The sequence below is a fragment of the Archangium sp. genome (genome assembly GCF_036389735.1).
GTDB lineage: Bacteria > Myxococcota > Myxococcia > Myxococcales > Myxococcaceae > Archangium.
Genome location: NZ_DASVWK010000768.1, coordinates 26,115 through 39,466, shown reverse-complemented (window position 1 = coordinate 39,466; position 13,352 = coordinate 26,115). Strand labels below are relative to the sequence as shown.

The window sequence follows — 13,352 nt, the reverse complement described above, 5'->3', positions numbered from 1 at the left end:
AGCGGGGCGCGCAGATCATGGCTGCACACGGCGATGATCTCGTCCTTGAGCCGGTTGAGATCCTTGAGGCGGCGGTTGGCCTCGGTCAGCTCGCGGTAGCGCTCCACGTAGGCCAGCTCGAGCTCGTCGCGCTTCCTCTTGAGCGCGGTGTGCAGGCGGGCGTTGCGGATGCAGTTGGCCAGGGCCGCCGCCACCGCCTGGGTGAACTCCTGCTCGTCCCGGCTGAAGCCGTCGGTGCCGTGGGAGATGCGCAGGAAGAGCGCCCCGAGCAGCTCGTCCTGGCACACCAGGGGCTGCACGAGGATGGAGCGCACGCCGATGGAGGTGATGGTGGGGCGCACCTCGGCCATCAGCGGATCCCGCTGGGCCTCCTCCACCAGCACGGCCTGCCGGGTCTCCAGGGCGCGGCGCAGCTCGGGGTAGCGCGCCAGGTCCACGTCCAGCGACAAGCCGGGACTCTCCAACGTGGCCACCACGCTGGCGGTGCGGGAGTTGACGTCCTCCACCAGCACCACGGAGCAGCGGTCCGCGTTGATGACGGCGCCCACCTTCTCCACCGCGAGGCGGAGGATCTGCTCCAGCTCCAGCGAGCTGGTGGCGGCCTGGGTGATCTCCAGCAGCCGCTCCATGCGGTTGCGGGTGCGCTCCATGATCCGGCGCTCGCGCAGCACCGAGTCCAGCCGGGGCGTGAGTTCCTCGAGGGAGCGGACCCAGTCATCCACGGGCAGCTTGCGCAGCACCTCCGAGCGCGAGCGGGTGAGATCCGCCAGCACCCGCAGCTCGCGCAGCCGCGTGTGCTCGCGAATGGCGGCGAGCGCCTCGGTGGCCCGCTTTCCGGTGGCCGCCACGAGGACGGCATCCGGCCGCAGCGACTCCGCCAGCCTGGGTAGCTCCTGGAGATTCTCGGTGATGTCCCACTGGTAACCGCTGTCGGACAGCCGGGTGAGCACGGCCGCACTCGCCGTGCGTGCGCCAATCACCAGGACGCGACCGCGTGTTGCCGAGAGCTCCGCTCTCAACGGAGGCCTCGCGGTGCCGAGCCCTGCAAGGGCTTATGGAGAGACCGGAAAGTTTTCAAGAAAGCATCAACCTTCATGCGCGGGTCCGAATCATGCCGTCGAAGCCGGCTGGGGGCCAGCGTGTCGGACTCGCAGGGTCAGGGCAAGAATTGTGAGGGAAAACCCCCGGCGTATACTCGGAGACCGTGCGACTTCCGCGAGATCCATAGTCCTTTCGCCCGCCCTGCCCTCGGACATGCGGGCGGTGGCCTCCATGCCCGGCGGGCGGTGTACGGGCTAGACTGCGCGCCACCATGCCGAACCGCTCTCCGATCCGGGCGCTCCTCCGCCCGGCGCTGCTGCTGCCGCTCCTCTCCGTCGCCTGCGATCCCCCGCCGCCGCCCTCCACGCCGGACCTGCCCCAGGTCAGAGTCCTCCTGGACGAGCCGAGCACGGTGGGCACCAGCCTCAAGTTCTCCATCTCCACATCGGGTTGTGACCAGGTGCAGCGTTTGGATCTATTCGACGACACCACGCCGCTCAAACAGGTGCCGTTCGCCGGCAACCCCACCCCCGTGGAACTGGCGATGAACGAGGTCCCCTACACGCGGGGCATCGCCGCCAACCTGGCGCTCAGCGCGCGCGTCACCTGCGCCGATGGGCGCACCAACATCTCCCAGGCGCAGCTCGCCACGTTCTTCCCCGTGGCGGAGTCGATCTCCCCGCTCACGGCCACGGATCAGGTGGTGACCGACTTCTTCGTCGCCGAGGGCAGCGGCTCCACCGTGTCGTTCATCGGGTGCGTGCGGGAGACCACCGGGCAGGGGCTCTACAAGGTGACGAAGAACCCCGCGGATACCGGGAAGCGCATGGACATGCCCATCCCGTGCAAGGAGACGACGGTCATCACGGAGCGCAGGCCCAGCGGCACCGGCTGGCGCTGGGTATGGACGCCCAACGAGGGACTCTTCGCCATCGACCCCCAGTTCAAGCCGGGCCCCGTGTTTCGCCTGAAGGTGGATCGGCTGGCGGTGACTCCGGAGGGGGATGCCCTCGTCTACGACAAGGGAGAAGGCGCCGAGCCCATCAACATCAAGCGCGTCACGCCCGCGGGCGAGATCAAATGGGTCCTCAACATGGGCAGCTTCATCATCGGAGACATGGTCTTCGCGGGGAGCGGACCCACCGTCGTCATTCCGCTGGGCAACGAGTTCGAGGACAACACCTTCGGCGGGAAGATCAGCGTGGGCACGCTGAACTACGACACCGCCCAGTGGACCAGCATCACGCTCATCCACGCCCCCACGAACTACATCGAGTGGGACTACGCGCCGCCGGTGGCGCTCAACACCTTCGGCACGCAGCTCTACATCGTCACGCAGAACGGGGCCTCGGCGGACGTGCGGGCCTGTGCCGTCTCTGGAACGGGTGACGGCCGGTGCGATCCCCCGACCAACCAGAAGTGGCTCCGCAACCTTCAGGGGCAGATGGTGGCGCTGGTGCCGTATGCCAATGGCTCGCGGTTGGCGGCCATCGCCGCGCACCAGACCTGGTTCCTGGACGCGGCGACCGGGCAGGTGGTGAACAAGGAGGCGAAGTCGATCTCCCCGACCGGAGCGCTGGTGCCACGCCAGGTGCTGCTGGGCCCGGGCAGTGAGTTCTACCTCTTCACCAGCGCGGTCCTCCAGCAGGGCCAGACGCGGCTCCCCGATCCGGTGGAGATCATCGCCACGGAGAAGGCGGAGAATGGCGAGCTGTACCGCTACCAGATTCCGGGCGGCTCCATCGCCGGCTCGACGGACGACTCGGGGGCGCTGTGGCTGCGCGTGGGCCGCAAGCTGGTGAGGCCGCTCCCGCTGGAGCAGTACCGGTTGGTGCGCTGAGTGGCGCGGGGTGAGGGTCGACCGAGGCCCTCACCCCCTCACGGTTTGTCCGCGACGAGCAGCGCCTCGACGTTGCCGGCGGGACCGGGCACGGTCGAGTCCATCACCCCACGCACCTCGAGGCCCTGCTCCCGGACGAAGGCGGAGACGGAGTCGATGGCCTCCTGGCGCGCGGCCACGTCCCGCACCACACCACCCTTGCCCACCTTGTCGGGGCCCACCTCGAACTGGGGCTTCACCAGCGCCACCAGCAGGCCCCCAGGCTTCAGGAAGGGCAGCACCGCCGGCAGCACCTGCGTCAGCGAGATGAAGCTCACGTCGATGACCACCACCTCCACGGACTCGGGGAGGTCCTCGGCCGTGAGATAACGGGCATTCACCCGCTCGCGGGAGCGGACGCGCGGATCCGTGCGCATCTTCTCGTGGAGCTGACCGTAGCCCACGTCGATGGCGTGGACGCGCGTGGCCCCCTCTTGCAGCAGGCAGTCGGTGAAGCCGCCGGTGCTGGCTCCGATGTCCGCAGCCACCTTCCCGCGCACGTCCAGGCCGAACCGATCCATGGCGGCCTTCAGCTTCAGCCCACCCCGAGACACGTAGGGCAGCACCTCACCCTTGAGGCGCAGCTCCGCCTCCACGGGCACCAATGCGCCGGGCTTGTCCACCCGCTGCTCTCCCACCACCACCTGCCCGGCGATGATGAGCGCCTGGGCCTTGGTACGGGACTCGGCGAGCCCTCGCTCCACCACCAGCACGTCGAGGCGCTCCTTGCGCGGCTTCACGGCGTACCTCCCTCCGAGAGCAGGGCCAGGGCGGCACGGCGCAGGCCCGCGGCATCCAGGCCCAGCTCGGCCCGCTGCACGCGTGCGTCCCCATGGGGCATGAAGGTGTCCGGCATTCCCCGCAGCGTCACCCGGGCGAGCACGCCCCGCGCGGCGAGCAACTCCAGCACCGCGCTGCCCAGCCCACCGTGCGTCGTCCCCTCCTCCACCACCACCACGCGCCCGCACGCGGCGGCCTCCAACACCGCCGCCTCGTCGAGCGGGGACACGAAGCGCGCGTCCAGCACGTTCCAGTCCGGCTCGGAAGCAGCGGCCTCCAGCGCATTCAGCGCCAGCGGCCCGAGGGTGATGAAGCTCACCCGCGCCCGCGTCGCGCGCTTCAACCAGCGGGCCCCCCTCACCAGACCCGGGCCCGGGTGCAGCTCGGCGGGCAACGTCGGAAGGGTGCCGCGAGGGAAGCGGATGAGCGAGGGGCCGGGCAACGCGAGCGCGGTGGCGAACATCGCGGGGAGGTCCTCTCCCACCACCGGGGCCATCAAGGTGAGGCCCGGCACGGGCCGCAGCGAGGCCATGTCATAGGTTCCCTGGTGCGTGGCGCCGTCCGCGCCCACCAGCCCGGCACGGTCCACGGCGAACATCACGGGCAGGCCCGGCAGGCACACGTCGTGGATGACCTGGTCATACGCGCGCTGCATGAACGTGGAGTAGATGGCGCACACGGGCCGCAGCCCCGAGGCGGCGAGCCCCGCGCAGAAGGTGACGGCGTGCGACTCGGCGATGCCCACGTCGAAGACGCGCTCGGGGTAGCGCAGCTTGAGGCCCACCATCGCCGAGCCCTCCAGCATGGCCGGCGTCACCGCCACCACGCGCGAGTCCCGGGCCATGGCGTCATCCAGCACGGCCGCGAAGGCCTCGCTGAAGGTGCGCTGGCCGCCGCGCGAGCGGACCAGCTTGCCGTCCCGCCACTCGTAGGGCCCCATGGCATGGCCGCGCGTCTGCGTGTCCGCCTCGGCCGGAGGAAAGCCCCTGCCCTTCTGCGTCAGCGCGTGCACCACCACCGGGCGCGTGGAGGCACGGGCCTCGCGCAGCGCCCGGGTGAGCGCCCCGAGGTCGTGCCCGTCCACCGGCCCCAGGTAGGTGAAGCCCAGCGCCTCGAAGAAGGCACGGGCCTCGTGGGTACGCAGCAACGCGGGGATGGCGCCCACGTTGGCGGAGATGGACATCTGGTTGTCATTGAGCACCACCACCAGCGGCAGGTGCGCGCCGCCAGTGTTGTTGAGACCCTCGAAGGCGAGCCCGCCCGTGAGCGACCCATCGCCCACCACCGCCACCACGTGCCCGGGCAGGCCGCGCAGATGCCGACCCTCGAGCATGCCCAGGGCCGCGGAGACGGCGGTGCTCGCGTGGCCCGCGGCCAGCGCGTCATGGGGGCTCTCGCGCGGGTCCAGGAAGGGAGCGACGCCCCCGGCCTGGCGCAGCGTCCCCATGCGCTCCCGCCGGCCCGTCAGCAGCTTGTGCGCGTAGGTCTGGTGGCCCACATCGAAGACGAGCGCGTCCTGGGGCGAATGGAAGACGCGGTGCAGGGCGACGACGAGTTCCACCACGCCCAGCGAGGCCCCCAGGTGGCCGCCCACGCGGCCACACAGGGAGATGATGTCCTCACGCAGCTCCTCGCACAGGCGAGGCAGTTCGGACTCGGGGAGCGCCCGGACGTCCGCGGGGGATTGGATGCGCGGCAGGAGCCGCTCCATCACGTGCTGCGCTCCACCGAATAGCGCGCGAGCGCCGCCAGCGGGCCATCGTTGGGCTCCAGCGTCTTCACGGCGGCGATGGCCTCGGCCACCTTGCGCGCCGCGAGCTGCTTGGACTCCTCCAACCCCAGCACCGCCGGGAAGGTGAAGCGGCCGGCGGCGGCATCCGCTCCCACGGCCTTACCCATGGAGGACGCATCCCCCGTCACATCCAGCACGTCGTCGGCGATCTGGAAGGCCAGCCCCACCGCGTCCCCGTAGGTGTCCGCGCGTGCCAGCGCATCCGCGTCCCCACCGGCGGCGATGATGCCCATGCGGCACGCGGCGCGGATGAGGGCGCCCGTCTTCAGGCGATGCATCCGCGTGAGGTAGTCGATCCGCGCCGGGCGATCCTCGGCGATGTCCAGCACCTGGCCGCCCACCATGCCCGCCGAGCCCGAGCCCATGGCCAGCTCCCGGCAGAGGGGGCCGCGCACCGGCTCCGGGCCCCCCGCCACCAGGGCGAAGGCGTCCGTGAGCAGCGAGTCGCCGGCCAGGATGGCCATGGCCTCGCCGTACACCTTGTGGTTGGTGGGCCGCCCGCGGCGCATGTCGTCGTCGTCCATGGACGGCAGGTCGTCATGGATGAGCGAGTAGGTGTGGATGAACTCGAGCGAGCACGCGCTGTCCTCGACCACGCGGGGGACATTGCTCTGGCGCAGCACGGCCTCGGCGAAGGCCAGGCACAGCACCGGCCTGAGCCGCTTGCCTCCAGCCAGCAGCGAGTAGCGCATGGCCTCGTGCAGGCGCGGCGGCACGTGCGTGCCCATCTCATCCGAGCGCGAGCGCAGCAGGTTCTCCACGCGCTCCACCTGGGTCCGCAGGTACGACTCCAGATCAAAAGACGACATCTCAGGGCACCTCGGATGGAGCAGCCGCGAGGATGAGCTCGCGCAGGCGCTTGATGAGCGCATCGAGATCCAACGGCTTCACTAGATAGTCCGCGGCGCCGGCCTCCAGCCCGCGCCGCTTGTCCTCGGGCTCCCCACGTCCGCTGATGAAGACGACGGGGATGTCCCGGAACTGCTCGTTCTTCTTCACCGCCTTGCACAGCTCGAAGCCGTCGATCCAGGACATGTTCACGTCCATGAGGATGACGTCAGGCCGCTTGAGCTGGAGGGAGGCGATCAGCCGCAGCCCATTGGCCGCGGCGTTGACCTCGAAGCCCTCGGACTCCAGGGCGAACGAGAGCAATTCGCGCGTGTCGCGGTCGTCGTCGACGATGGTGACCTTGGGCTTCGGCATGGTGTCCCGATAGGTCTACACCCGAGGGACTAGAACGGCACGTCATCCTCGGGGGGAGGAACGGATTTGGACGCGCCCGCGCTCCCGCGCGAGGTCGGGGCCGGAGCCTTCACGCCCGTCTGGAGCGGCACCACCACGTCCCGATCGTCCTCGTTCAACAGCTCCTCGATGCGCTTCTCCGCCGTGTTGAGGAGCTGCTCGCCCCGGCGTACCAGCTTGATGCCCTCCTCGAACGACTTGAGTGACTCCTCGAGCGTCAGGGTGCCGCCCTCCAGCTGCGCCACCACGTCCTCGAGACGCTTCACCACGTCCCCGTACTGCTCGGGGACCTCCTCCGCCGCCTTGCCCTTGCTGTCCTTCGCCACTTCCGGTCCACCTCGACGAGAAAAGAGCCGCGGGACTCTAGAGGAGGGGCGGGCCCGGGTGCCAGGGGGACGTGCACCCGGACGTCAGCAATCCGCCGGTCCCTTCACCGCCGTCACGGTGGCTTCAATCTCCTCGCACCCCTGGAGTGTCTTCGCCCCGTTACTGGCGAACTTGATGCCGAGCACCTCGCCGGGCCGCACGTCGGAAATGGAGCGCACCACGCCCCCGTCGTGCTTGCGGAAGGTGACCGCGTAGCCGCGGGACATCACCTTGAGGGGGCTCAAGGCATCCAGCTGACCTTCTAGCCGCTGGAAGTGTCGCTGCGCGGACGCCAGGTTGTCCTTCTCCAGGGCGACCAGCCGGGCCTTCCGGTCGGCCAGTCGGGCGCGCAGTTCCGCCACCCGGGCCGCCGGGGAGACGCGCTCCAGGTGCAGCCGGCTGTGGGCCGCCTTCGCCCGCCGGGTCGCCACATCCGCGCGCACCGCGTCCTTCAGCCGGGCGGACAACTGCACCAGCCGCGCCCGCTGCTCGGCCAGCCGGGCCTGGGGCCGCTGACGCTGGAGGTGCTCGGTATGCGCCTTGAGCTGATCGCGCCGCTCGCGCAGCACCTGGCGCAGCACCCGCGTCATCGCGTCCTCGGCATCCGACAGCCGCAGCCGCTCCGTGGACAGCCGACGCCGTGGGTCCTCCAGTTCCCCGCCCAAGGAGCCCAACCGCTCGCGCAGTTCCAGCACCTGGCGCTCGACCGCCTTGCGCAGGCGCACCTTCTGGGTGGCCAGGCCGTACTCCAGATCCTGGAGCACCGGGGCGAGCCGCTCCGCCGCCGCGCTCGGAGTGGGGGCACGCCAGTCCGCCACGAAGTCCGAGATGGTGAAGTCGATCTCATGGCCGATGGCGGACACCACCGGCACCGGGGAGGCGAAGATGGCGCGCGCCACCCGCTCCTCGTTGAACGTCCAGAGGTCTTCCTTCGAGCCACCGCCGCGGGTGACGACGATGACGTCCACGTCCGTGCGGGACAGGCGCTCGATGCCGCGGGCCACCTCCTCGGCGGAGCCCTCCCCCTGCACGCGCGCGTCGCACAGCAGCACGGACAGGCGGGGGTTGCGCGAGTGCAGCACGCGCAGGAAGTCCTGCAGCGCCGCGCCGGTGCGGCTCGTCACCACGCCGATGCGCCGGGGCAGGGAGGGCAACGGACGGGGCGGGCGGACGCGGTTGTCGCCAATGAGGCCCTCGGCCGCGAGCCGCTCCTTGAGCTGCTCGAAGGCGAGCGCCAGCGCGCCCTCCCCTTCCGGCTCCAGCTTGTAGGCGATGAGGCTGTAGCGGCCGGCGGGCGCGTACACGTCCACGCTGCCCTCGGCCACCAGGGCCAGACCGTCGCGCAGGTGGAAGCGCAGCCGCGCCGCCTGCGAGGCCCACATCTTCACCTCGAGCGAGGCCTCCGCGTCCTTGAGCGAGAAGTACAGGTGGCCGCGCGCGTTGGCGCCACGGAAGCCGGACACCTCGCCGCGCACCAGCACGCGTGGGAAGCGGGACTCGATGGTCTGCTTGAGCTGCTGCGTGAGCTCGCCCACGGTGAGCACCGTGCGCGTGGGCGCCGTGCGCGGGGGGGCGCCGGGCAGGGACGGCAGCGACTCGGAGACGTCCTTCAGCTCCGAGGGTGCCGGGGGCGCGGGAGGAGGTTCGGGCGGCTTCGAGACCGCCACCACCGCCGCGGCCGCACGCGGCGACGCCCCGACACCGCCGAAGAGGTCTCCCTGTCCGGCGGGAGGCGGCGGCGAGGCTTCTCCCGTCCCTCGCCGCTTCTTCATCGCTGCATCTTCTCGATCCAGGACTTCGCCTTCTGGTACGTCTCGTCGTCCGGCGTGGTCATGGCCAAGACCTCACGGAACTTCGGCAGGGCGTCCTCGGGGCTGCTCTCGCGGATGGTGTAGGCCTGGAGGTAGAGCTCCTTGGCCTTCTGCCGCAGCTCGTTGACGATGTTGCCGGCGCCGACGTTGCTGGGGTCGGCCTGGAGGGCGCGCTGGGCGTTCTCCATGGCGCGCCCGTACTGGCCGGAGGCCTTCGCCGACGAGGCGGTCTTGAAGAAGATGGTGGAGGCGCGCGTGCCGGCGTTGCGCGCCAGCTTGCTGCCACGGCCGTTGGTGATCTTCCTGTCCAGGTCCAGCAGGCGCCCCAGGCCCTTGGCGTCCAGGTCCTCCAGCCGCTTGTAGAGGTTGCCGAAGTCCGTCATCTGGCTCATCAGCGCCTTGCACTGGGGGCTCTTGACGCAGGAGTTGGCGATGGCCACCGCGCCCTGGAGGTCACCGTCACGGAAGCGCTCCACGGCCTGATCCCAGGGCTTGGGCGCCTCGGGACGGGGAGCCTGCGGCTTGGGACGGTCGCGCTCCGTGATGGCGGCCACCACCTGCTCGGCGATGATCTTGCCGTCGCGGTGTTCCGGCATGGCGGAGAGCACGTCGTCGATGACGGCCTTGGCCTCATCGAGCTGCTTCTGATCCATCATCGCGTGGGCCTCGAGCACGCGCTTGTCGGCCTTCTCGTTCAAGGAGAGCTTCAGGGTGCGCACCTGCTCGAAGAGCTGGGTGTCCGCCTGCACCTTGTTCACCGCGATCGTCGCCGCGCCGAGCTGGTTCTTCTCCAGCGCCGCCTTGGCCTCGTCGATCGCGTCCTGGTTGGGGATCTCCTTCTCCACGCGCGCCAGGTAGTCCGCCAGCTGCTGGTACTGGGGATCCAGGGCCTGGAGCTCCAGCAACTTCTCCTTGGCGTCCTTCCACTTGCCCTCGCGGATGAGGTTCTTGGCGTCCTGGAAGAGGCCGGCGAGCTGCGCGCGCTGCTGCTGGACGGCCCGCGCCGCGATGGCCTTGGCCTCGGCCTCCTGCTGCTGCTTGGACTTGATGACGACCAGCAGGCCCACGAGCATCACGAAGACCGCCGTGGTCAGGAGCAGCAGCCGCTTCTTGCGCTTCTGCGCCTGCGGATCCGGCGCGGCCGCCCCGCCGCGCCCACGACCGGGACGCACGCGGCTCTCGGGCCGGGGTGGTGGGCGGCGCGGCACGGCCTCGCCTCCCTCGTCACTCGCGGCGGCAGCGGCAGCGGCGGCGGGCCGGGAGCCAGTCCGGCCCGGACGCGACGGAGGCGCCGAGGGCATCGGCATCATCATCGTCGCGTTGGAGTTGTCCTGGAAGGTAACCTCCGTGTCGCCGAGCGTGAGGACGTCGCCGTGAGACAGGGGCATCTCGTCGGTGACGGGCTCGCCGTTGAGGAGCGTGCCGTTGCCGGAGCCCAGGTCGCTGGCCGCCCAGCCCCCACCCACGCGGCGCACCAGCACGTGCTTGCGCGACACCGAGGTGTCCGGGATGCAGATGGCGTTGTCGTTGGACCGGCCGATGACGTACTCGCCATCCTCCAGCGCGAACTCCTCACCCGCGTGAGGGCCAGCGGACACCATCAGCTTGGTGCCCGTCACCAGGACAGGTGCCGGGGCAGCGGCCGTCTTGCGCACGGCGGGACGCTGGCCGGTGGAACCAGCACCCGTATTGGTGGTCGACGTCGGGCGACGGCGGGCGGGAGGAGAACCGTTCGACATGGGAGATCACCACTTCATTTCGTGCGCGAGCCCGGGCCTCACAGCCCGTACTCATTGGCTTTTTCGAACGCCAGATTGTGGCAGCGATGCGCCGCCGTAGGGAAGCGCCTGTTGACGTCGTCCAGGACCGCGCCCGCTCGCTTCCTGTCCTTGAACTGGATGTTCCGTTGGAAATCCAGCATCAGCTGCCCGCATTTGTGGTCCAGGTCCGCCGCCACCTGGTTCAGCATGAAGCGCACATCCTGGTAGAGCTCCGGCTTGTCGTCCAGGGCCTCCAGGGTGATCCACGCCGAGCGGAAGTTGTCCCAGGCCCGGAAGAGGTTCTCGGCGCCCACGTCCCGCTGCTCGTAGAAGACGCGGCCCCGGGCCACGTAGTTGCGCGCCGTCTCCATCAGCTGCTCCGGAGGCAGGTCCGGCACGGGGATGATCTCCAGCCGCAGGTTCCACACCCGCCAGCCGTCCTGGCCCGGGGGATTGCGCACATTGTCGAAGACGACCTGGTTGCGCTCGTTCCGCTTGAGCACGGACGGAGAGACGATCTGCTGCACCTCGCGCTCCGAGGCATTGAGCGTGTCCGCCGGGACATAGCCCACGGGCACCGCGTTGACGGAGAGGGAGACCTCGTCCTTGGAGATGCCACTGGCGTGGTAGCGGATGACCACCACGGCGCGAGTGGGTGAGACGAACTCGAAGTCAAAAGCCTTCATGTCCGGCTGCTCCCACTTCACGCCCTCGCCCAGGCCGAACGAGTCCGGCAGGCCCTGGAGCCCCAGCGTCTTGGGCTCCGGACCGGTGGGCCCCATGTTGCCCACCGCCGGACGGAAGACGGCGTTGAACGCGGCCCCCATGCCCAGCACGAAGCAGCACGCCAGGAGGAACAGCGTGAACTTCCCCCCTCCGGACAGCTCGGACCACCAGAGCAAGAACTGGCCACCGAGCGTGCCGCCCAGCTCACGCCGGCGCCGGGCCTTCTCCGCGGCGGACGAGCCCACGGGTGAGGATTTGCCGACGGGAGCCGTCGGGGAGGGCTCGGGCCGGGCCAGGGGAGCGTCGGACACGGATGCCACTGGCATCTGTCCCATCGTTGCCCGACGGGGAAGCGTCGTGGGGGCCTCCGGGTCGACCAGGACTGGAGGGCGAGGCTCGACGGCCGACACGGCCGGCATCTGCCCCATCGTCGCCCGACGGACCCCCGGGGGCGGGGGCGGGGCCGCGGTCGCGGGCGTCAACACCGGGACCTGCCCCGTGCCCTTGCGAGCCTCCTTGGCCGGAGCCACGGTCGCGGGCGTCAGCACCGGGACCTGCCCTGTCCCCTTGCGAGCCTCCTTGGCCGGAGCCACGGTCGCGGGCGTCAGCACCGGTATCTGTCCCGTACCCTTGCGAGCCTCCTTGGCCGGGGCCTCGGTCACGGGCGTCAATACCGGAGGCCCCGAGGGACGGGGCGGCTCGGCACGCGGGGGGTTGAGGTTGCGCCGGATGGGGCGGGTGGAGTCGTCGTCATCCACCACGGCCTTGAAGACGAGCTCCGCGGGGCCCAGGGTGATCCGATCCCCATCGGACAGCATCCGCTCCTCGGTGAGGGGCGAGTCGTTGAGCAGGGTGCCATTGGCGCTGCCCAGATCCTGGGCGAAGTAGCGCCCCAGCCGCTCCGAGATGCGCACGTGACGGCGCGACACGCCCGCGTCCTGGAGAACCACGTCGTTCTCCGGGGTGCGGCCAATGTGGATCTCGGGCTGCTCGAAGGCGAGCTCCCTCCCCTGAAGGAGGCCCTTGGAGATGGTGAGCAGGAAGCCCACGAGGCACTACCCCGCGACGTTCCCGAAGACGAACTGGAACACGATGGGGCCGAACAGCACCATGAACACCGTGGGGAAGATGCAAGCGATGAGCGGGAAGAGCATCTTCACCGGCGCCTCGCCCGCCAGCTTCTCCGCCCGCTGGGTGCGATCGATGCGCAGCTGGGTGGACTGGATGCGCAGCACCTTGCCGAGGCTGGTGCCCATCTTGTCCGCCTGGATGAGCGCGGTGACGAAGGTGGTGAGAGCCGGCAGGTCCACGCGGAGGATCATCGCCTTGAGGGCCTCCTCACGCGTCTTGCCCATCTTCAGCTGCTTGAGGACGATCTGAAGCTCCTCGCGCAGCGGGCTCGCCTTGCCCTTCTCCACCACCTTGGCCAGGGCTCCGGTGAAGTCCAGGCCCGCCTCCACCGACAACGTCAGCAGGTCCAGGCTGTACGGCAGCGCCCGGGAGATCTGCAGGTGGCGCTTCTTCACCTGATCGCTCACCCAGATCATCGGGTAGTACATGCCGAAGAGGGCGAAGAGCAGCGACCAGGCCAGGTTCTCCCCCACCCCGTTCACCAGGAAGAGGCCCATCAGCAGGCCCACCACGCAGCTGATCTCCTGGAGCGCCATGATGTCCTCGGGCTTGAAGCCCTCGGGCTCGCCGGCCTTGATGAGGCTGCGGCGCATCTTGGACTCGTAGCCCGGCCACATCAGCCGCCGGTTGATCACCCCCAGCTTGCGGATGGTGACCGAGCCCATCCCCTTGACGCCACCCGCCGACTCGTCGCGCACCTCGGAGAGGAAGCGCTCGAAGAAGTTCTGGTAGAGGCCAACGCCTAGGAAGCCCGCGGCCGCCGCGAACATCAGCGCCGAGCCCCCCATCAGCATGTAGGTCAGGACGTCGCTCACGACAGCTCC

11 protein-coding genes are annotated in these 13,352 nt (G+C 69.9%); 1 reads left to right on the top strand and 10 read right to left on the bottom strand.

Going from position 1 to position 13,352, the window contains the following annotated elements; translation table 11 throughout:
• Positions 1 to 980 (bottom strand): GAF domain-containing protein (locus tag VF794_RS27375; protein ID WP_414640963.1); only part of this gene is annotated, 980 nt, incomplete at its 3' end.
• A gap of 332 nt (positions 981 to 1,312) precedes the next feature.
• Between VF794_RS27375 and VF794_RS27370 the strand changes: the two genes are divergently transcribed.
• Positions 1,313 to 2,881 carry a hypothetical protein gene (locus VF794_RS27370; protein ID WP_331115390.1) on the top strand — a complete coding sequence of 523 codons (1,569 nt, stop codon included), beginning with the start codon at positions 1,313 to 1,315 and terminating at the stop codon, positions 2,879 to 2,881.
• 38 nt (positions 2,882 to 2,919) lie between these two features.
• On the opposite strand, the gene VF794_RS27365 is transcribed toward VF794_RS27370, so the two are convergent.
• The 9 genes from VF794_RS27365 to VF794_RS27325 all read right to left on the bottom strand — a co-directional run bounded on the left by VF794_RS27365 (position 2,920) and on the right by VF794_RS27325 (position 13,343).
• Positions 2,920 to 3,660: a TlyA family RNA methyltransferase gene (locus VF794_RS27365; protein ID WP_331115388.1), complete on the bottom strand. Its 741-nt coding sequence runs from the start codon at positions 3,658 to 3,660 to the stop codon at positions 2,920 to 2,922.
• Positions 3,657 to 5,411 carry a 1-deoxy-D-xylulose-5-phosphate synthase gene (locus VF794_RS27360; RefSeq protein ID WP_331115396.1) on the bottom strand — a complete coding sequence of 585 codons (1,755 nt, stop codon included), beginning with the start codon at positions 5,409 to 5,411 and terminating at the stop codon, positions 3,657 to 3,659. Before VF794_RS27360 ends, VF794_RS27365 begins: the two co-directional genes overlap by 4 nt.
• On the bottom strand, positions 5,411 to 6,301 hold the full coding sequence (locus VF794_RS27355) for a farnesyl diphosphate synthase (protein ID WP_331115386.1): 891 nt from the start codon (positions 6,299 to 6,301) through the stop codon (positions 5,411 to 5,413). Before VF794_RS27355 ends, VF794_RS27360 begins: the two co-directional genes overlap by 1 nt.
• Before the next feature lies 1 nt (position 6,302).
• On the bottom strand, positions 6,303 to 6,695 hold the full coding sequence (locus VF794_RS27350; protein WP_331115384.1) for a response regulator: 393 nt from the start codon (positions 6,693 to 6,695) through the stop codon (positions 6,303 to 6,305).
• Between the two features lie 29 nt (positions 6,696 to 6,724).
• The gene (xseB, locus tag VF794_RS27345) at positions 6,725 to 7,060 is read right to left on the bottom strand and encodes an exodeoxyribonuclease VII small subunit (protein ID WP_331115382.1); all 336 of its coding nucleotides are present in this window, start codon (positions 7,058 to 7,060) and stop codon (positions 6,725 to 6,727) included.
• Positions 7,061 to 7,144: 84 nt separating this feature from the next.
• Positions 7,145 to 8,872, bottom strand: coding sequence for an exodeoxyribonuclease VII large subunit (gene xseA / locus VF794_RS27340; protein ID WP_331115380.1), 1,728 nt, complete (start codon positions 8,870 to 8,872; stop codon positions 7,145 to 7,147).
• Positions 8,869 to 10,650, bottom strand: coding sequence for an FHA domain-containing protein (locus VF794_RS27335; protein ID WP_331115378.1), 1,782 nt, complete (start codon positions 10,648 to 10,650; stop codon positions 8,869 to 8,871). The genes xseA and VF794_RS27335 overlap by 4 nt, the downstream gene beginning before the upstream one ends.
• Positions 10,651 to 10,688: 38 nt before the next feature.
• A complete protein-coding gene (locus VF794_RS27330) occupies positions 10,689 to 12,446 on the bottom strand; it encodes an FHA domain-containing protein (RefSeq protein WP_331115376.1) in 1,758 nt (585 codons plus the stop codon).
• A 6-nt stretch (positions 12,447 to 12,452) separates the two neighbouring features.
• Positions 12,453 to 13,343 (bottom strand): type II secretion system F family protein, encoded by an 891-nt coding sequence (locus VF794_RS27325; RefSeq protein ID WP_331115374.1) that lies wholly within the window; start codon positions 13,341 to 13,343, stop codon positions 12,453 to 12,455.
• Between the last annotated feature and the right edge of the window lie 9 nt (positions 13,344 to 13,352).

Coding starts and splice junctions, on each gene's coding strand:
- VF794_RS27370 (WP_331115390.1), top strand. CDS start 1,313: ATGCCGAACCGCTCTCCGATCCGGGCGCTCCTCCGCCCGGCGCTGCTG.
- VF794_RS27360 (WP_331115396.1), bottom strand. CDS start 5,411: ATGGAGCGGCTCCTGCCGCGCATCCAATCCCCCGCGGACGTCCGGGCG.
- VF794_RS27355 (WP_331115386.1), bottom strand. CDS start 6,301: ATGTCGTCTTTTGATCTGGAGTCGTACCTGCGGACCCAGGTGGAGCGC.
- VF794_RS27350 (WP_331115384.1), bottom strand. CDS start 6,695: ATGCCGAAGCCCAAGGTCACCATCGTCGACGACGACCGCGACACGCGC.
- xseA (WP_331115380.1), bottom strand. CDS start 8,872: ATGAAGAAGCGGCGAGGGACGGGAGAAGCCTCGCCGCCGCCTCCCGCC.
- VF794_RS27335 (WP_331115378.1), bottom strand. CDS start 10,650: ATGTCGAACGGTTCTCCTCCCGCCCGCCGTCGCCCGACGTCGACCACC.